Source organism: Nitrosospira sp. TNL300 (assembly GCF_055385915.1).
Genome location: NZ_AP041005.1, coordinates 2,359,227 through 2,378,355, shown reverse-complemented (window position 1 = coordinate 2,378,355; position 19,129 = coordinate 2,359,227). Strand labels below are relative to the sequence as shown.

General features: G+C 53.8%; 18 protein-coding genes and 1 CRISPR repeat array (1 of these 19 running past the window's edge). Of the genes, 5 read left to right on the top strand and 13 right to left on the bottom strand.

From position 1 onward, the window contains the following. A CRISPR array of direct repeats spans positions 1 to 771; the repeat unit is 29 nt; unit sequence GGGTCTATCCCCGCAGGCGCGGGGGAATC; it reaches 3,040 nt to the left of the window's first position. Between the two features lie 72 nt (positions 772 to 843). From cas2e to cas3, 8 genes are read right to left on the bottom strand one after another with little or no spacing between them, the layout of a single operon-like run. Further along, positions 844 to 1,134, bottom strand: coding sequence for a type I-E CRISPR-associated endoribonuclease Cas2e (gene cas2e / locus ACZ5BW_RS10825; RefSeq protein WP_464539785.1), 291 nt, complete (start codon positions 1,132 to 1,134; stop codon positions 844 to 846). Next, entirely contained in the window at positions 1,106 to 1,996 is an 891-nt protein-coding gene (cas1e, locus tag ACZ5BW_RS10820) for a type I-E CRISPR-associated endonuclease Cas1e (protein ID WP_464539783.1), read from the bottom strand. Before cas1e ends, cas2e begins: the two co-directional genes overlap by 29 nt. Beyond that, the gene (cas6e, locus tag ACZ5BW_RS10815) at positions 1,990 to 2,718 is read right to left on the bottom strand and encodes a type I-E CRISPR-associated protein Cas6/Cse3/CasE (protein WP_464539781.1); all 729 of its coding nucleotides are present in this window, start codon (positions 2,716 to 2,718) and stop codon (positions 1,990 to 1,992) included. Before cas6e ends, cas1e begins: the two co-directional genes overlap by 7 nt. Then, complete coding sequence (cas5e, locus tag ACZ5BW_RS10810; RefSeq protein WP_464539778.1) at positions 2,715 to 3,449, bottom strand: type I-E CRISPR-associated protein Cas5/CasD; 735 nt, start codon at positions 3,447 to 3,449, stop codon at positions 2,715 to 2,717. Before cas5e ends, cas6e begins: the two co-directional genes overlap by 4 nt. After that, positions 3,450 to 4,649: a type I-E CRISPR-associated protein Cas7/Cse4/CasC gene (gene cas7e, locus ACZ5BW_RS10805; RefSeq protein WP_464539776.1), complete on the bottom strand. Its 1,200-nt coding sequence runs from the start codon at positions 4,647 to 4,649 to the stop codon at positions 3,450 to 3,452. After that, entirely contained in the window at positions 4,649 to 5,269 is a 621-nt protein-coding gene (casB, locus tag ACZ5BW_RS10800; RefSeq protein ID WP_464539773.1) for a type I-E CRISPR-associated protein Cse2/CasB, read from the bottom strand. Before casB ends, cas7e begins: the two co-directional genes overlap by 1 nt. Continuing rightward, positions 5,256 to 6,842, bottom strand: coding sequence for a type I-E CRISPR-associated protein Cse1/CasA (locus ACZ5BW_RS10795; protein WP_464539771.1), 1,587 nt, complete (start codon positions 6,840 to 6,842; stop codon positions 5,256 to 5,258). Before ACZ5BW_RS10795 ends, casB begins: the two co-directional genes overlap by 14 nt. Then, positions 6,817 to 9,477 carry a CRISPR-associated helicase Cas3' gene (gene cas3, locus ACZ5BW_RS10790; RefSeq protein ID WP_464539769.1) on the bottom strand — a complete coding sequence of 887 codons (2,661 nt, stop codon included), beginning with the start codon at positions 9,475 to 9,477 and terminating at the stop codon, positions 6,817 to 6,819. The genes ACZ5BW_RS10795 and cas3 overlap by 26 nt, the downstream gene beginning before the upstream one ends. A gap of 388 nt (positions 9,478 to 9,865) precedes the next feature. Between cas3 and lon the strand changes: the two genes are divergently transcribed. Further along, positions 9,866 to 12,238 (top strand): endopeptidase La, encoded by a 2,373-nt coding sequence (gene lon / locus ACZ5BW_RS10785; RefSeq protein ID WP_464539766.1) that lies wholly within the window; start codon positions 9,866 to 9,868, stop codon positions 12,236 to 12,238. A gap of 56 nt (positions 12,239 to 12,294) precedes the next feature. On the opposite strand, the gene ACZ5BW_RS10780 is transcribed toward lon, so the two are convergent. The 3 genes from ACZ5BW_RS10780 to ppa all read right to left on the bottom strand — a co-directional run bounded on the left by ACZ5BW_RS10780 (position 12,295) and on the right by ppa (position 14,382). Then, a complete protein-coding gene (locus tag ACZ5BW_RS10780; protein WP_464539764.1) occupies positions 12,295 to 13,032 on the bottom strand; it encodes an intradiol ring-cleavage dioxygenase in 738 nt (245 codons plus the stop codon). 149 nt (positions 13,033 to 13,181) lie between these two features. Continuing rightward, positions 13,182 to 13,799, bottom strand: coding sequence for a GNAT family N-acetyltransferase (locus tag ACZ5BW_RS10775; RefSeq protein ID WP_464539762.1), 618 nt, complete (start codon positions 13,797 to 13,799; stop codon positions 13,182 to 13,184). Positions 13,800 to 13,833: 34 nt separating this feature from the next. Beyond that, the gene (ppa, locus tag ACZ5BW_RS10770) at positions 13,834 to 14,382 is read right to left on the bottom strand and encodes an inorganic diphosphatase (protein ID WP_464539760.1); all 549 of its coding nucleotides are present in this window, start codon (positions 14,380 to 14,382) and stop codon (positions 13,834 to 13,836) included. Positions 14,383 to 14,461: 79 nt separating this feature from the next. Between ppa and ACZ5BW_RS10765 the strand changes: the two genes are divergently transcribed. The 4 genes from ACZ5BW_RS10765 (at position 14,462) to ACZ5BW_RS10750 (ending at position 16,889) form a co-directional block, all read left to right on the top strand. Then, entirely contained in the window at positions 14,462 to 15,289 is an 828-nt protein-coding gene (locus ACZ5BW_RS10765; protein WP_464539757.1) for an alpha/beta hydrolase, read from the top strand. Between the two features lie 2 nt (positions 15,290 to 15,291). Beyond that, positions 15,292 to 15,954, top strand: coding sequence for a glycerophosphodiester phosphodiesterase (locus tag ACZ5BW_RS10760; RefSeq protein ID WP_464539755.1), 663 nt, complete (start codon positions 15,292 to 15,294; stop codon positions 15,952 to 15,954). Positions 15,955 to 16,111: 157 nt separating this feature from the next. After that, complete coding sequence (locus tag ACZ5BW_RS10755) at positions 16,112 to 16,558, top strand: VOC family protein (protein ID WP_464539753.1); 447 nt, start codon at positions 16,112 to 16,114, stop codon at positions 16,556 to 16,558. A 61-nt stretch (positions 16,559 to 16,619) separates the two neighbouring features. Further along, positions 16,620 to 16,889 (top strand): hypothetical protein, encoded by a 270-nt coding sequence (locus ACZ5BW_RS10750; protein WP_464539751.1) that lies wholly within the window; start codon positions 16,620 to 16,622, stop codon positions 16,887 to 16,889. Between the two features lie 215 nt (positions 16,890 to 17,104). On the opposite strand, the gene ACZ5BW_RS10745 is transcribed toward ACZ5BW_RS10750, so the two are convergent. Together ACZ5BW_RS10745 and ACZ5BW_RS10740 are read right to left on the bottom strand one after the other, a co-directional pair. Continuing rightward, on the bottom strand, positions 17,105 to 17,290 hold the full coding sequence (locus ACZ5BW_RS10745; protein ID WP_464539748.1) for a CsbD family protein: 186 nt from the start codon (positions 17,288 to 17,290) through the stop codon (positions 17,105 to 17,107). Positions 17,291 to 17,439: 149 nt separating this feature from the next. Continuing rightward, positions 17,440 to 18,531: a porin gene (locus ACZ5BW_RS10740; RefSeq protein ID WP_464539746.1), complete on the bottom strand. Its 1,092-nt coding sequence runs from the start codon at positions 18,529 to 18,531 to the stop codon at positions 17,440 to 17,442. Positions 18,532 to 19,129 lie beyond the last annotated feature (598 nt).

Here is a 19,129-nt window from a genome sequence, read left to right as displayed (position 1 = left end):
ATGGTGTAGGGGGTCTATCCCCGCAGGCGCGGGGGAATCCTTTCCAGCCTCCCAGTCTTGAACGGTTCGGAGGGTCTATCCCCGCAGGCGCGGGGGAATCAGCGGCAGCCTGGGGGCGATACGCGGTATCCAGGGTCTATCCCCGCAGGCGCGGGGGAATCGTCGAAACGGGGAGCGTACCGTACTGCGCAATGGGTCTATCCCCGCAGGCGCGGGGGAATCTCCGCCTAAGTGTCTCTGATCCTGCCGCGCCTGGGTCTATCCCCGCAGGCGCGGGGGAATCCCCTCATTCCTCAATCTTTCCTTCATATCCTTGGGTCTATCCCCGCAGGCGCGGGGGAATCGGGCTGAGATCGAGGAGCGGGCAGCGTGCGAGGGGTCTATCCCCGCAGGCGCGGGGGAATCGCTCGACGACATACCGCTCTTTATCAGCCATGGGGTCTATCCCCGCAGGCGCGGGGGAATCACCTATCCATCTGCTTGTGTTTTCATACTCAAGGGTCTATCCCCGCAGGCGCGGGGGAATCCAGGGAGACGCGGTCATGAAAGATGCGCCAGTGGGTCTATCCCCGCAGGCGCGGGGGAATCTTGCTGCGCCTCGGATTTGTCAACGAGGCCTAGGGTCTATCCCCGCAGGCGCGGGGGAATCATAGCGAAGCCCCTCACGTGGCCGCTTTCTTCGGGTCTATCCCCGCAGGCGCGGGGGAATCGCCGCTGTCCAGGCTGGAAATTGCCCTCTTGACGGTCTATCCCCGCAGGCGCGGGGGAATCTCTTGTAGTTAAGTTGCTGAGCTACAAAAGTATTATTCAAAAATCATCCATTTTGTTAAAGATCAAATTGCATTATCGTTTGCTCACCCACATGCCATCAATTTCCATCAATTCGCAGGGAGGATCGCCTAAATTTTTTATACCTACTCCACCGGTTTCATTTATATCTCTCCACACCATGACAATACTCCCTTGTGGCTCCGCCTCGTACCAATCCGCGAGAACGTCCCAGGCTCTTTCTCTTACCCCGGGATTCATGCGTGGAGAGAGATATACGGTTGGAGCAATCTCGAGCATTATCGAAGAAAGAAACCCGCGATAACGGTAAGCAACGTCACGCGTCACTATCACTACCAGCGCCATTTATCTCCTCTGTACGCAGGACCAGTTTGATTTTGTCTATCATTGTGGGGATTACTCTCTGCTTTCTGAAGGTCACTGCTGCTTCACGCCTTACCAATCGATCTATTGTTTCGTCGCTGCTCCCAGCCTTTTTTGCTGCCGAGAAAGCGATATGCAGCGTTATGGAATCCCTGAACAGGTCGGCAATATCGAGCACGAATGCTTGTCCTGAGTCCTCGTGAATAAACCCGAGTTGAGGAATGGCTGCCAATGATTGCACCGCGATGGCGGCGGCAGCCTGTACAGCAGTAGCCGCATGATTGATCGCCTGGTTTGGCATATCTGCGGCGTTTGGATTGGCCCGGTCATAGTGACGGCCATTCCATTTAATGTCATATTTTTCAGCCATAAGACGATAAATCGTCTTGACGCGTGCGCCTTCAATCCCCCGCAAAGTGTCCAGGTCACGGTGCGGCAATACTTCCCCCAATCGCAATGCATACATGTGACGCGCCACGCTCACACGCCGTCGCGAGCTCCCCCACAGCTCCGCTTGTCGCCGCGCCACATCTGAGCGGTCCGGCATGAGAGGTGGCGCCGTGTAAGTGCGCACGCCATCCACCCCGACCGCCGCCATTAAAGTCCCATGCCGGGCCAGCAGGCGGAGCGCATCATGGGTGACGCTGCTGCCCGGCCCAAGCAATATCATGGATATCGCCTGATGAGGCACCTGAAGAACCTGCGGTGAAGGGGTGTTTTTACCAGACTGGAAATTGAGGCAGCCATCGACTACGCAAAGCTCACCGCGCTCCAACCATATCAGGCCGTGCCGATCAGCATGGGGTATGCGGGCAGTTTCGAGCCCGAGGCGGCCTTTCAGCACGGCATCGCAGGTTTGAGCAGCAGCATGCCGAAACCAAATGCCCGATGCCGCCCTACGCCGCGGGTGAGCAAGCGGGTAAACGCGGCTGAGTTGTCGACTTGCAACTGTCCTTTGAAAACCGCGCTTGGACCGGAAACGGCGCGTGACTTGCGTTTTCCATCATCCCGCACGCCTTCCTTGCGCAAGACTCGAGTCAAACAGAACGCTTCCATGTGCGCACGTATGATTTGCGCCGCACCTTCCGCTGTAAACTGCTTCACAAGCCAATCGCGGTAGATTTCAGCCCGCATTACCTTGTTTTCATTGGCGCTGGCAGGGGTAGCAGTTCCAACCGCATGTAAAAACACGTCCCGTTCGCGGCCGTCTTTAGTTCGGACCACTGGCCGCACCTTCACTTCGAACCCAAGTATCTGCCCCTCCTTCCATGTATCAGGAAACGGGCGTGCGTCCAACTCCTGCAGGCCCAATGCGCGTGCAGCATCAGGAGTAGCTAAGCTGGCGCCCAAGCGTAGGGATTCGAGTTCCGCCGACGTGTAGGCAAGCAGTCCTTGCTTGCCGCCCAGATGGCGAAAGGGCTTGGGCGCCTGCTCGCCAAATACGATAGTGAGCAAACTGTGTAATGCATACCCATCATCGCCGTCGGGCGATAACACGTTGTTGCGAACGCCCCAAGCAGTCAGTGATACAGGATCAGGCTGCAAACGCACCAATTTAAGAGTCATGTTTGCGCCCCTTCCGGTAGAAGGGGTACGAAGCTTCCTTCACGCACAGGCCTCCAGCCGCCATGTACACCGCTGGTCCAGTTGCGCTCGTCGCACAGGTCCATCAAGCGATCCCCATTTTCAGGAAGCCGGCCTTCGCCTTCGGGCCACTGCATGCGCACAGATTGCCCATTACTCATGTTAGAGAAGTGAGCGGATTGGAGGGCGTGCAGTACATTGTCGGCTTCCTGCCAGCCGGCAAAAATCCTCCGGTTGGGCAAACAGGATTTGCGGCCGATAAACAGGGGGCGCGCGGGATGATCCAGCGCATGAGCAAGTTTACTTAATGTGGGAGCTTCTTCGGTGGGTTCCAGGCGCAAAGCGACGAGGACATCCAGTCCCGCGTGATAGTCGCGATAGCGTAAGTGTGGCCCTTTATAGGTGTCCGCGCCTCCGCGTCTTTCTTCCGGCGTACCCCAGGTCGTCCAGCCTTTGTCGTTTTTTCCCAACTGCGCGGTTTGAAAGTCAGTGAGGCGTTGCACGGGTGTATTCAGGCGTGACCCAATTACTAGCCGGTACTGTAATCGGTCATGCAGTGAGCTATCCTCCCGTCGCCATCCAAGCGCATTTGCAAGCAGCCCGGTAATCATGGAAAGTGCTGGAAAGTCGCGAATAACGCCAAAGTTGTCGATGGCTTCGCCGCCAAAAGCGATAAGAGGCGCGTCCAGCCGCAACAAAAGATGACGTGGCATTCAACAGGCTCCCTGCCGCACGAGGCTGTTTGCCCATTCAGCCAGTTGCGCAAGATTATGGCGGGTGGCGCTCGGCACACTGATGGGGTCGAGCGCCAGATAACGGCGAGAAAGCGACGCGCCATAAGCCTCGTCCATTGCCTGAATTTCGGTTGTCATACGCGCTACCGCCCGTTGGCGGATGCTACCCGTGCCGGTTTTATCCTCCAACGGCAGCGCGTCGTGAAAAGCACCAGCCAGGCTGCGTGGTTGCCAATCGCCCGCCTCTACCAGCATAAACTTCGCCCAATCAAAGGGCGCGGTAGAGCCCCGCTTTGCGCCGGGACTCACGGTGGCGATCAGGTGTAGCAGATGCTGTACCACGCGTCCCGCTAGTTCACGGCGTTCCTGCGGTGTGGTGTCCGCGAAACAATCCTTGGCAGCAATACCTTCCAGATTTTCAATCAGTTGCGGGACATCGACCACTACGTAACCGTAATAGAGGCCGGAGGCAAGCTCGGTGTCGAAAATGCCGGCGGACCCCAACTCGCCCGCGTCCCTCGGCAGATCATCCACCACTGTGAAATAATCATTTTCCACCTGAGCTTGATGCACAGTAAAAGCATGGGAAACGTAGATGGAAGCTTCTCGGCTGGTGAGAATATCCGAAGTCACCATCCGGCCAAACAAGGCGGATTCGAGTCCACTACCATGCTTGAGGGCCTCGATATTTTTCTGTTCGCTTTTTAGGGTCTTACCAATCGCAGCCTTGATCGACTTTTCATCAGGGTTGGATTGAGCTAATTCAGTGCAACGTGCCACCAGATAGTCAATTTCCGGCTTGCCCATTAACACCGCCTGCCCCGTTTTGAGGGCGTCTTCCCCTTTTTTATCCTTGCCGCCCTTGTCCAGCAGACCAGCTTCACGTAGTGCTTCTGCGGCAGCCTGCGCTAGTGCAACAGGAACACCGTTTTCCTGAATGCGCTTGCTGATAAGCTCCAGTGTGACTCGGGAGCGAACAGCCATAGGTACATTTAGACGCGCCAATCCAAACTGATCATCTGTCATACGCCAGTGCCGTTTCAGGCACTGGGAAGAAATGCGTGTGCGAACGGCGTCGCCCAACGGTAAGCGTTTTGCCAGACCCGCATCGTCGCGATTAAGCAATGCAGCAGGGTAAGCGTGCAGGGTGTGGATCTGAATGAAGCGTGGCAGTGGCATTATGAGTCTCCCAATTGTAAGGTTGATGTTTTAGTCTTTTTTGCTTCGGCAGCGAAAAATCGTCCCGCGATTTTTAGTCGTATGGCTTCAGCTTTCTCCTCGTCCCGTGCCTGATTAAGGATCAGTCCGCCCAACTCGTGCCAGTTAGGAGCAATCCCTTTGCTGGCAAGCAAGCGCAACAGGCGTGGCAACACCTGGCGGAAGGCGACGCCCCGGGAGGTGAGCAGTTTGGTGACACGGGATTCCGATACCCCAGCACTGCTGAGTTGCCGCCCCAGGCTCTGATTCGCGTCATGCCCGGCTAAAGCCATGCCATGCGCAATCAACGCCCATGCGCGCCACGATTCAGGTTTTAACGTATCCGGCTCAATACCGGCATATATCAACGCTCGCGACAGCGCCGCCACTTGATGAGGACGGAGTTCACCATCGGGGTCCAGCCGGGCCAGTGCCGCGCGCTGGCCGTTATCCAGCCCATGCTCATCACCGGAAAAGCGAGCCGTCTGGGCGATGACGCGTGCCAGTCGCGAGATCGGCTGTTCCTGCCTGGAAGGGATGGTTGCCATGTTATTAATTTGTTTTTCGGGCAGGCCCGATTGAACAGCATCAGACAGGCTCATGAGCATCCTCCTTGTTGGCGGTTAACTGACGATAATAATCGGCGAGAACGGGAACGGTTTTGCTGCTCCGTAGGCCGCTGTGAAACCTGGCCATCGCGGCAGAACGAGCTCGGTAACGGCGCTCGGCACTTTGAGGTCCGGCGATAAAAGCGTTTTTCAGTATGATTTCGGCGCGCTCCGCCATAGACAGAAGCCACTGCAAGCGCGTGTGATCTGGGTCTTCAGATTCAATCTCCGCGTTGAGTTCTTCAAAAAAACGGGTATCCTCGGCTTGCTCGAAGGGTTTGATGGCATCGCTGGCTTTATTTTTTGCGTTGTCTGAAAACCCATCTTTCACAGCCCCCTGATCGAACAGTGTGGCCACAGCAGTCCACAGTATGCCTCGTATTTTTGCGATGCCCTCAACGCGCTCACCTGCAATTGTTGCCAGAAGATCGAATTCCTTCTGCAAAAGCAGTCTGCGAACCTTTGGGGAAACAGGGATGCGCCGTTCGTGGTAACCCTCGGTTTTGCCCTGGCCTCGCGTCACACCTTGCGCGAGCACCGTTATGCCTTCCGTTCCGTCTGCCGCACCGGTCACCTGCGCAATCGGGCTCAGGAATTTGTTGCCAAAAAGCAGCTCAGCAGCTAATTTGTAATGAAATCCTTCACCGGTAATGGTCAATGCCTTGCCTGCTGCGATATCGACAGGCATCCAGGGGTCACCCGTAATGCCATTGCGATCCTTCGCTTCTATACGTGCGGTTTTGCTACCCGTGGCGATTGCACCAACCGCCGGGCCATTGCCCTGTGAAATGAAGCGAATGCGGCGGCAGATTTCGATATAGAAAGGATCAAGGGAAGAGAAAGCTAAACTCTTTTCGCCGCTCCACGGTACCAGCCACAAGAGCCCAATGCCGTTTTCACCATTGAGACCCATGTGTTCAACTATCTTGTCCCGATTGCTCAATAGTGCCGCGACATCCCGTTGCCAGCGGCGGCCCCAATGGCCTTTTGGAACCACCCCAAGGGCCGGACGGCTCGCGAAACCGCCATTCATACGGGAAATTCCATAATTTCCGGCTCCCAGGAATCCCTCCTGCGTTTGCAGGCTGATCAACGCCATTACCCAATCCACCGGCTCGCCCTGTCGCATTCTGGCAGCTTTCAGGTCATGATTTTTTGAGGTCACGAGCATGTCCAACTCATCCGGCGACCATAACGTTTTCCAGCCGGTTACCACACCATCCGGTACCGGTGGTTGCATGAAGGCGGGCTTGTCATGCGGGGAGATCAGGCACCAGGCGGAGCCATCTGGATGCTCGGGCGCAAGTGCCAGTAGAACATCCTTCCATGCCTGTTCTGTTACAAAAGGCTGAATCTCCCCAGCCTCATGCAAGGCCATGGCTGCCAACTGCACCAGGAAGGCGTGCCAGGGGTGGCGTTGGTGCGGGCGTAGCGCGGGGAAGTCGCGCACTTCATCCTGTGCGAGCGCCACAAACAGACCGGGCAGGCTAAATCTCACAGGTTGTCCGCCGCGCACTAGCCGCGTGCGTATCAGCGGTTCATCAAGCAGAGAGTATCGAAGCGTCAAGGGAATTTCCAGGTTCAGTAGAATGCGCGGTGTCAACACGTTCCAATCCAAAACGAGAATATCGGAATTGCGCTGCGCCCAAATGAAAGGTAAGACTTGTTTTTCCTTGCCTTATCTCGCTTGGCAAAACGTCCGGTGATAGATCATTGGGCAGCAAATGGTGGCGAACGGGCAGTTCCTTGATTGGCTCGCCAAATGGACCAGGCGGATAAGGGTTGAAATTGAGAATCCGGTCTTGTGCTCCTAATCGAGTTGCAATACGCACGTCATTCGGGAACGCCTGCTGCTCGCTGAATATCTGCGAAACGTCGAGTGCTTGCAGGTGTCCGACTGTTTTCTTGGCGCTCGTGGCACCCTCGATCCTTTGTCCTAAGTCCCACCACTTCTCGCCTTTCTTTTCCTGGATATCATTCAGCTTGTCGGGATGTGTCGCCATCTCGACCAGGTAGCGATTGTCATCCGGAATTGACACGACAGGATGCTCGTGAAGCAACATTTGCGTTGCTTCCAATATGCGCAAATCCATATAGACTCCCCCGCCATTGCGGAACATGCCCAAACCATGCTGTGGCTGGGAGATTAGCGAATTGAGGTCATGTCCCACGGGAGTCAATACCCAGGCCTGCGCTGTTTGAAACGTTTGAGGTCGCTCGTTCGCGGAATGGCGATGAAGCCGTCCTATACGTTGCAGCAGCACATCCATGGGGCACAGATCGGTGATCAAGACATCAGAATCGATATCCAGGCTCTGCTCCAGCGTCTGCGTGCCAACTACAATACAGGGACCGGGAGGGCAATATTTTCCAAGACGGGCTTCAACAGCCTTATCCAGTATCGGGCGATCCTGCCGGCTAAAGCGGCTGTGGTGCAATGTGGAAATGCCATTTACAGAAAAGAGCCAGGACGTCTCTGGAATGTTTTCCTCGATAGCGGCCAGCGTAGCGATCGCGGCCGCTACAGTATTGCGTATGACGAGGACTTTTGCTCCTTCCCTGGCTGCGTCTATCGCCATTTCTGCGATCCTGTCGGGTGCATCGATCATGTCATAAGCAGTCCACGTCACCTGTTTAACATTGCCTGCGCTACCAACCGCATGGACTCGATGGTGATCAGAAATCGCCGGATAAGGAACGGCGCACGCTTCATCAAAGGACATAGCCTCCGTTGTTGCTCGTCGTATATCTGGCGTAAGCGCCAGATAACGGTTTCGAGCATTGGAACCCAAGGTGGCAGAAAGCAGCAATGCGTGGCCGCCATTATTGAGATGAGCCTGAAGCAGGCGTTCCATTAATACCGTCATGTAAGCGTCGGATGCATGCACTTCGTCCACGACGAGCAGGCTGCGCGCGAGCATCGCATAACGCAAATGGGCGTGCCGGACCTGTAACCCGCCAAGCAGTGCCTGATCGATGGTTCCCACCGCAATCGGCGCAGCCAGGAATCGCTTGGAGGATTCCGCGGCCCAACGCTCCTGAGCTTTGGCATCATCAGGATTATCCGACCATTGCACTTTAAAGTTTGGCAATTGCTTCGCGTCCGCCCCGTCAGCATTCACGTAACCTGGCAAGGCACGCACGATTAAGGGGGCATTTTCTTGCCAAAGATTTTTGACAGTGGCCTGAACGCGGTTATAAATCTGCGAGGCTGAGACGCGGGTGGGAAGAGCGAAATAAAGACTGTCGACCTCCCCTTTTCGTAGCAAATGTATGAATCGCCATAATGCGGCTTCCGTTTTTCCACTGCCGGTTTCTGATTCGACTATGACCAAGGGGCCAAGCTGGTCATCTGTCATCGCTGCTTGGATAGGTCGAGGTGCCGCAATGCCGAAAGTCTCCGCGAAGCTCGGAACGTAAACATTTAACTTGTTTCGCCAGCTATCCGCGTCGAGGCCGATTGCAGAAACAGCTTTTTGTGCTCTTTCCTTCGCTGAAACAGATCGGTTCTCACCTTTTTCGGAGTATGGGAAAAAATCGGTATCCGATCCCAGCCAGTCTGCCAATTGCACCAGGCCGGCGAACAGGTGCCCAAACGCGGGCGCATCGGGCAGCGCTTTGCCACCCGTTTTGAAGGCTTGTGGGAACCAATTTACAACCCGTTTGCCAATTTCGCGCAGCACAATCCCCGGATCGTAAGCGCCAGCTACCGGCTTCCAGATACTTCTGTTCCGATCGCCGGGCGTAGGCTTGAGGGGCCGGCCATGATGGCTGATGCTGGCAACCAATAATGGGCCGCAGGCTTCCCCCCAGGTACTCATCTCTTCAATGGGTAAGAGCGCTAACAAGTGTTGAAGTCGACTGGAAGGTTCAAAAAGCGTGAGTGCTTCCACACCATGTCCCGCATGACATGGCCATCCGTTTGGGATATTCTGTATGTGCTTCCATCGTTTGGCCTGAAATCCACTATTCGCCTTCCCGATATCGTGCAGGAAAGCGAGCGCCGTCAAGCGTGCGATGTCGCATTCATTTAGTGCCCGTCTTGCCGCTCTTTCCATTGAACGGCGAATTGATCGACAAGTACACAAGCATTCAAAAACCGATGCGACGTCGATCATGTGATCGATCAAAGGATGCCAGGCAATAACATTTCCAGGCTCGTTTCGTTGAAGTTTTCCGAAAGCACTTGTAGGAGCAATCATTATTTATTCTTTTGTCGGATATTCAGTGCTTCTATAGGCTCCTGAATTTTTGCTTAATCGTTCTCTTGGTTGACGTGAAAATATGGAAGAGTTAGAGTTAGAGGTGGAGATTATCTAAACCGCATCCGTATTACAACGGATTCCCCTGCGCGAGGAGTTTCTCCGAAAAAATACATGGAAGAACAAATCCCAGCGCTGTTTCTCACTCATATCTCTACGGCAACCAGCGATAGAAGTTGACCCTCAGCCGTCCGGTGCTAGACTAAATAGAATAGGTGTCCGTGCTGTGGTATTGCAGCCAGATTGCCAAAGCTATTGAGCGTGTCTGAGCGGGGAACTACACGGATTGCTCAGCCGATTCCTCGAATGTTTCTACAGAGAGACCGCTATGGGAGAGCTTATTGTAGCCAAGCCGGAATTGCCTCAGGACGTGATTGCCCTCATACCCATGCGCAATGTAGTGCTATTTCCGCATGTTTTGACTGCAATCACGGTGGGTCGTACCAAATCCATTGCCGCACTGGAGCATGTGCTCGATCCTAAACGGCCACTCGGCATTATTCTGCAGAAAGATCCAGCTGTGGATGAGCCGGGGCAGGATGCGCTGTTTAACGTAGGTACCGTGGTGAACGTTGTCCGGCATCTTGCCTCGCCTGACGGGCTGCGGCATGCCGTCTGCCAGGGGTTGGGCCGCTTTTCCATCGAAGAAATGATCGAGGATTATCCATTTCTTGCCGCCCGTGTGCGGCTTATTACGGAACTCGATGAGGTATCGACGGAGGCTGAGGCCCTGGCGATGCAGTTGCGGGAGCGTACGGTGGAAATACTCTCTCTGCTGCCCGGCGTACCGGCAGAACTGGCGCACGCGTTACAAGCTACTCGCGCACCTTCGCATCTGGCTGATATTGCCGCGAGCCTGCTCGATACCGAGGTTGCGGAGAAGCAGATGCTGCTCGAAACGATCAGTACCGAGGAGCGGCTGCGCAAGGTGCTCCAGATTTTGTCGCGCCGCATCGAGGTACTGAGATTATCCCAGGAGATTGGGGAGCGTACTAAGGAGCATCTGGAAGACCGCGAACGCAAGTTTCTGTTGCGTGAGCAATTGAAGACGATCCAGAAGGAGCTCGGCGAGACGGAGGGGGACGACCAGGAAATAGAGAAGCTGGATGAAGCGATCGCCGAGGCCGGCATGCCGGAAGAGATCGAGGCGCAGGCCAGAAAGGAGTTGCAGCGCTTAAAGCGCATGCCTCTGGCTTCAAGCGAATATTCGATGCTGCACACTTACCTTGAATGGATGACGGAGCTGCCCTGGAAGCTCCCGGAAGATGCGCCCATCGACCTCGATGCCGCACGCCAGATTCTCGAGCACGATCATTTCGGGCTGGAGCGCGTCAAGCAGCGCATTATTGAATTCCTCGCAGTTCAGAAGTTGAAGCCGCAGGGGCGCGCACCTATCTTGTGCTTTGTCGGGCCACCTGGGGTGGGCAAGACTTCGCTCGGCCAGAGCATCGCACGGGCATTGCAACGGCCCTTCGTGCGCGTGTCGTTGGGTGGCGTGCATGATGAGGCGGAAATGCGGGGTCATCGTCGCACCTACATTGGCGCCATGCCGGGCAACATTGTGCAGAGCCTGCGCAAGGCTGGCGCAAGAAACTGCGTGATGATGCTCGATGAAGTTGACAAAATGTCAGCCAGCCTTCACGGCGATCCATCGGCAGCCCTGCTTGAGGTGCTGGACCCCGAGCAGAATTCCACGTTCCGGGACAACTACCTGGGAGTGCCCTTCGATTTGAGCCGTGTTGTTTTCATCGCCACGGCGAACGTTATTGATAACGTGCCGCCCCCCGTGCGTGACCGGATGGAGATTATTGACCTCCCCGGCTACACCCGGGAGGAGAAGCTTCAGATCGCGCAGCGTTACCTCGTAAGCCGTCAACGTGAGGCCAATGGTCTGAACGAGGATCAGTGCGAGATAACGGTGGAAGCGCTCGATGGCATCATCGCCAATTACACCCGTGAGGCGGGAGTACGGCAACTCGAACGGGAGATCGGGCGGGTCATGCGGCATGCAGCCATGCGGGTTGCCTCGGATGCGGAGGCCAAGGTGCGCGTGGATGCCGCAGATCTGGATGCTATTCTCGGAGCTGCCAAATTCGAGCATGAGACCGGACTGCTTACCAGTCTGCCAGGGGTTGCGACGGGACTTGCCTGGACGCCCGTAGGCGGCGACATTCTTTTTATTGAAGCAACGCGGGTGAGCGGACGCGGACAGCTTATTTTAACCGGGCAGCTTGGCGGTGTGATGAAGGAAAGTGCCCAGGCCGCGCTTACGTTGCTGAAAGGCCGGGCAGACAGTCTTCACATTTCCGCATCCTTATTTGAAGGCATCGACGTGCACGTGCACGTGCCGGCCGGTGCTATTCCTAAAGATGGTCCCAGTGCGGGCGTGGCGATGTTTATAGCGCTTGCTTCGCTATTTACCAACCGGCCGGTACACCGCGACGTGGCGATGACGGGCGAGATCAGTCTGCGGGGGATGGTGCTGCCGGTGGGAGGTATCAAGGAGAAGGTGCTTGCCGCCCAGCGAGCGGGCTTGCGCAGGGTGCTGCTGCCTGCGCGCAACGAGAAAGATCTGCGCGAGGTGCCTGAAACAACGCGTTCCACATTGGAGTTCGTTTTTCTGGAAACAGTGGATGATGCGATTCAGGCGTCGCTGGGTCAGCAGGTACACCGTCAGGAATCGGAGTTCAAGCTTGTCTGAGTTATGCTACTCTCTCCAATAAGGGTACAAGTCGTTCTGGCTCATGCGTGCCTTCTTTAATCTCTTTTCTCCGCTTCCAGTCCCACATCGAATGCAGTCGCATAGCCCGCCTCCGCTTCGGCAAGCTTGAGCATCAGCTGCCTTCCACCCTTGAGATAGATGCTGTCATCTTCATTCCTGGTCCTCTGCTGGTATGAACCCTTTCTCGCATACCCGGCATAGGGGGATTGTGCGTGCACCTTATCGGTAATCGCATCATCGAAGTAGAGTTGCGACGTAAATTCACTACCACGCGTATATCCAGGCTCGGTACGTATCTTGAAATGAATATGAACAGTTCTGCCAGGATACCAGCCAGGATAAATGGTGATAAAACGCACGCTGCCGTTCCTGTCCGTTACCTGATAGCCGCGCAGGAACTTTTTTCCCACTGTATTGAAATTCCTGTCCTCGACATCAGAATAGATTCCCTGTGCATCGCAATGCCAGATATCGACTATGGAATTGGCAAGCGGCAGGCACCTGTCTGTACCCTCGTTGCCTACCGTGAAAACGCGCATTTCAAGTGCAAGCGGAAGGCCGTCTTTTACCGAGCCATCGGAAGGATCGGATCGAACGTCTGAACGGTGCAGGCGCTCATCGACGAAATAGGGGCCTTCCGTTTGCTGAGGTGTTATCACGCATGAAATCATCTTACGGGTTACCTCCCCACTTCCGGCGTTGATGGATGAATTTCGACCCAGCATACTGATTCCGGTTATCCCAAGCAATCCCAGCAGTTTTCGTCGATTCATGCCTGTTTCCCATTTTGTGTTCCTCGATGATGATGGCGACTGATATGCGACTATGCAATTGTACCGCCCCAAGCTTGGAGGGTTTGCCCGCTTTTGAAGTTCCTGCTGGAAGGACCGAGCCTGCCCTGCGATATATCTAATGCAATATATTACTCGGACGCGGGATTCCCCTGATTAGACGAGAGTTTGTCCAGCAGGTTGTTCTTCACTGACGGCCATTCATGCTGGAGGATCGAATAAACGACAGTATCGCGGATGGAGTCATCGCGCATGATCTGGTGATTGCGCAATATCCCATCTTGCTTCGCGCCCAGGCGTTCAATTGCGGTCCTCGAAACCTGGTTGAAAAAATGTGTTCTGAATTCTACCGCTATCGCTTTCTTTTTCTCAAAGACATGCTGGAGCAATAGCAGTTTGCTTTCCGTGTTCACCCCTGTTTTGCAGACCGATTTCGCATACCAGGTGTAGCCGAGCATGGGGCGCCTGTTTGTTTCATCCACGTTATAGAAACGGGTCGTGCCCACGATTCCGTCTGTTGCATTGAGCCTCACCGCAAATGCGATGTTTCCTTTTTCAGCATTTTCAATGGCAGTGATCACATAGTTTTTCATCTGCCCGGGCGAGGGCACGTTTGCATACCAGAGCTTCCAGAATTCTCCATCCCTGACCGCACATCGCAAAGGCTCGATGTGATCAGGTGCAAGCGGTTCCAGAGTGACAATCTCACCCTTCAATACGATACGTTCGAGCCAGATCATTTTTTTCATGCTGCCTGCTGTTTCCCAGTGCTCTTGCCCAGCTTTAAAACATTGGCTTTTTCGTAGCCGAGTTATAGCGGTTCACTCCACTTGTAATTTCCACTTCCGCTTCCGTTACCCCTGCCCATCCGGTTATCTTCACCCATTTACCGGGTTCCAGATCCTTGTAGTGTTCGAAAAAATGGGCAATCTGTGAACGCGTCAGTTCAGACAAGTCAGTGTGAGATTTCACCGCACGGTAGAGGGCGCACAGTTTGTCGATTGGCACCGCCAGAACCTTCGCATCTCCGCCTGCCTCATCGGTCATTTGAAGCATACCCAGCGGTCGGCACCGTACCACCACTCCTGAGATAAGTGGAACCGGTGAAATCACCAGAACATCCACAGGATCGCCATCTTCCGAGAGTGTGTGCGGGATATAACCGTAATTACAGGGATAGTGCATGCACGTGGACATGAAGCGGTCAACGAACATTGCGCCTGTTTCCTTGTCCACCTCGTATTTGATGGGGTCGGCATTCATGGGTATTTCTATGATGACATTGAAATCGTTCGGCACGTCGCGGCCGGAGCTGACTCTGTCAAGATTCATTCTTGTTCCTGTTACTGTTGACTGAAAAATCGCTATTATAGCTGTCGGCTCCAGGGATTAACTGCGGATTAAACAATCCATGCGCATGCTGCTCAGCTTGGCCATCATGGCTGCACTCATCTATGTCGTTTTCGCGGCGCTGATATTCTTCGTCCAGCCCAAACTTGTTTATTACCCTGAAATTGGACGTAGCATCACGGAAACCCCCCATCATTCAGGACTTGTTTACGAGTCTGTCGAACTGGAGACTGCGGATGGCGAAAGGCTACATGGCTGGTTTGTCCCGGCACCTGCTGCGAAAGCGACTGTCCTGTTTTTTCACGGGAATGCCGGGAACATTTCACACCGGATCGGCTATTTGTCGATGTTTTACCGGCTTGGATATAGCACCTTCATTTTCGATTATCGCGGCTACGGCGAAAGTAGCGGCAAACCGACAGAGCAGGGAACCTATCGGGATGCTGCTGCCGCATGGCAGTACGTAACCGAAAAGAAGGCAATTCCGCCTGCCGATGTTGTGTTGTTCGGTGAATCTCTTGGCGGAGCAATCGCTTCCTGGCTGGCGGCCCGCGAAATACCCGGCGTCCTGGTTCTGGCCTCCGCATTTACCTCGGTCCCTGACATGGGAGCGCAACTTTACCCCTATCTTCCCATCCGGCGGCTTTCCCGTTTCGAATACAGCACTCTCGGGCACTTGAAGGATGTGACATGCCCCGTATTCGTCGCGCACAGTCCTCAGGATGAAATTGTGCCGTTCAAGCAAGGGCAGAAACTGTACGAGGCAGCACGCAATCCGAAGCAATTCATCGAGCTGCAGGGCGGTCACAATGAGGGCTTCATTTACACGAGGGAAGACTGGGCAAATGCCTTGGGTAAATTCATAGATGCGAGCCTGGGAAGACGCTGAATATGCTGATACTGGCGCATCGTGGTTATCACGCCGCAGTTGCGGAAAATACACTCGAAGCTTTTGAAGCAGCGATAATGGCAGGTGTAAACGGTATCGAGACCGATGTACGCATGAGCCGGGACGGCGTGCCGGTGCTGGTCCATGACAGGGTAATGGCAACTGGACAGGCAGTGTCTGATCTTGCTCATCGCGAAATCGAAGGTGTGTTGGGGTACAAAATACCTACCCTGGATGAGGCGCTTGCGCACTTTCCGGACATACTATGGAATATCGAGATCAAAACCCTGGATCGCTTGTCAACGGTATTCGGTGTTCTGGAAAAGTATCAAACCCGCCATCGTATTATCGTCAGCTCCTTCCGGCATGATCTGATTGCAATCTGCGCATCGTCATTAAAACTCAATTGTGGGCTGTTGGTCGCACACAGGCCGCAAACCCTCGATTCTCTGTTGCCTGATTTCGATTGTGATGGCAACACCAGGATCAACCATCTGGTTTGGGATTACAATGTGCTGGATGAAGCCTTGCTGACGCAGGCCGCCGCGAATGGCTTTCGCAACTTCGTTTATGGTCCGATAACCCGGGCTGAGCATGAGGAGTGCCGGCAACTGGGCGTGGATGGAGTGATTACGGATTATCCATTGCTTATGCAGGGTGTATAAACACTATACCAGTTCTTGCTGTTTTGCGGTGCCGGGCAGGCTGGCCAGGAAGGAGATATCAAACCAGTTCCGGATATGAGAAAGTAATAAGGGAAAACCTGAAACAGACAAGTAATGGTGTCAGCAACAGGATATTGCATTCATTCGGAGGAAACAGATGGGCGAGAAGACAAAACCCCACATGGTCGGCATGAACCATGTTGCACTGGAGGTCGGCGATATTGAAGAAGCACTGGCTTTTTATGGCCGCATCTTCACCTTTAAATTACGAGGACGAGGCCAGGGTGCTGCCTTTATCGATATGGGAGACCAGTTCATTGCACTGATGGAAGGTCGATCGCAAAGCCCGGATGATGCCAGGCATTTCGGCCTTGTGGTCGATGACCGCTCAAATGTGCGCGAACTCGCTGAAGCGGCGGGAGCGACAATGCTCGAAGAAGGTTTCCTCGACTTCCTCGATCCTTGGGGTAATCGCATTCAGGTAGTCGAGTATCGCGATATACAATTTACGAAAATCCCCGCGGTGCTGAAATACATGGAACTGGATCTGGAGAAGAGCCAGGATGCAAAGGCGGAGCTGCGAAAAAAAGGAATTGAGACGTAAACTTCGATAGCATAGGAGTTTACAGCCGGATGTGCAGGTTCAGCTTATTCCACGGTTCTCCATGAAGACTCTTCGAAAGGGACCGGAAAAGCGCGGGCTAGAGGATGAAGACGATAAGCTGCCAGCGTGGCGGCCCGAATTCGAAACCGTGGATATGTTCTTCGTGCTCCGGCAGCAGCTGCCCTTTCTCTGCCACAATTTCATGGCCGCAGCCTATGCATCGATAGATACCGCTAACCGATGCCCTGCTACCTGGGGCAAGCTTAACGTTGAAGTCAAAGTGGTCGCAGCGAATAAGAAAACTGCTGTCCTGATAAACGGCCATAAGTGAACCTGTCAAAAAACTCTTGATATCATACACTTGAGTCTCAAACTTTCAATCCTACATTAATTTTATATTTGTCATTCACCTAATTCTGTTCGCTTTAGCACAAATGCACTTAATGCAGCTTAAAGTATCAAAAGATCGATTTTGTCGAGGCGGGCTGCCAATAAACAAAAACCCGCCGAAGCGGGTTAGGGGAGGGAATATCGGAAACACTTGGCTTAAAGGTCATCTGCCGCGTCCTTCACGGCTTCCTTGGCATCTCCATATTTCTTTTGAGCTTTACCGGAAATTTGCTTGCCGAGGCCTTTGGCTTCGTCTTCCTTGCTTCCTACAGCCCTTCCGGCCTCTTCCTGAACTTTTCCTGTGACGTCTTTCGCGGTTCCCTTCACTTGATCTTTGTTCATGAATCGATCTCCATTTAGAAAAACTTAAGCTTGATTTCCGTTGCAGTCGCTGCTGCTACGGCATGGAAAACAGATTAACGCGTTTTACTGGCTCATACTGTTCGGCAGGGCACACACCTTGGCCGGATTCCGCTGAATGTATATTGCGCTTAAAAATGGGCGACGACAGACGTAGTGAAAAAGGTGGCGCTATCTCTGGAAGCACCGTTTTTACCAGCAAAAATATCGTCATTACTGCGCAGCGTTCTGGCCTCAAGCCTCCATAGCAGATTGTCAGTGATGTTGTAATCGAAATTGGCTGAAAAGCCCCATGCCCGGAAACCATGAGGCGTTGCGGATGTAATGATTACACCTTGTTTGTCATCGTAATATTCTGCTCTCACAGCAACGGCTGTTCTGGGCGTTTGCACATATCTCAGGATGACAGTAGGGTTGAACCACATATTCATGCTGCCCGAATGCTTGCTTTTTTGTTCGACACCGATATCGAATCCAACGGTCGCGGCAAGCGCCTCATTCAGTTTGAAAATCCCGTAGAAATTATGGAAGTAACGCATTTGCCGGCGGCTGTCGGGTTTGTCGCTGCCTGCAAAGGTGCTGCTGTTGAGCGTTATTTCAGGAGAAGGTCTGTAGGTAACCTGCATGCCGAAGGCGGGAAGCGTGTTTCCATCCACCGGTTTTATATGTTGCCAGCCGTTCAGCACCAATCCGCTTAAAAACCATTTATCATCGGCTGAAGTGAAGTTGATCTTGGCACCTGACTCAAAATAGGGCGTGTTCTCCGCCGCCATGCTTCTCGTCAGGGTCCAATTGTTTTTCCCTGTGGCGCTTTCAAAGCCGATATGCGAAGGGAAAACGCCGGCTTCCAGCCAGAGTTTATTTTCGCCGGATAGCCTTAAGGCGATGCTGCCTTCGTATAAATGGCCCAGAATGCCAGGTTCCGCGGCATAGTTGGCGTTCATGTAGGTGCCTGCTGCCAGCGCAAAGTTTGCCCTGATACTAGGCGTTGCGTACGATGCCTTTATGAAGGCGAGATTTACTGCCGGTTGGTTGCTTTTGCTGAAGCTGCTGAGAAAAGGAGGTTTAGCGTTATTTACCGGCTTGTTGAAATCTTGACTGTAGTAACTTTCAACATAGGCAGCGAGCGTCAATGGCGAGCGCAGTTTATTGTCAAGGTCGCTATCCGCTCCTGCGGAGGCGCTTGCATTTAGAAAAAAGGCTGCCAACACCATCCTTTTCATTTTTTCCTGCAAGCTGCCCCTCGTAGAGTCCGACCCGGACAAACGAATAAATCAAGAGACGGAAAATAAAAAGAACTTTTGGTGAGCGCTGTCGCGCCATGAACAGGGAAGGTTCCATCTCAATCCCGTCGCAGCAAAAAGCGGACACATGACTCGAAATTACGTAAGCCAGTCGAGCGGCTTTGCGACTCATGAATGCGGATTTCAACGGCCATTTGGTTATTTTACGAGTAGAGAATCTTTACTCGTGTTTTCGCCAGTTCATCCTGTTTACGAGGGGCAGCAAAAATTTGCCTACTTGAGGATCTTTATGATTTGTCCCACTATGGGCTCACCTTCAGGTATTGCCCATTGAGCAGGCGCAATTTTTTCCTCCTCGGTAAGGGGTCGGAAGCTTTCATCGCATGGGAAAATTCAGGCTGATAACGCGCGAATGCGGCAGGCGAGTCGGCGCTTCCGGCCAGAAGGCAAGCTTGCCATCATGATAGAATCACCCCCGCACGGTGTGGTTTATCCTGTCGCAAGCAGGTACATGCAGCCGAGCACAGCAGCGATTTAAAAATGAGCTCATAAAACTCATCTTATCCACTGGAAGTAA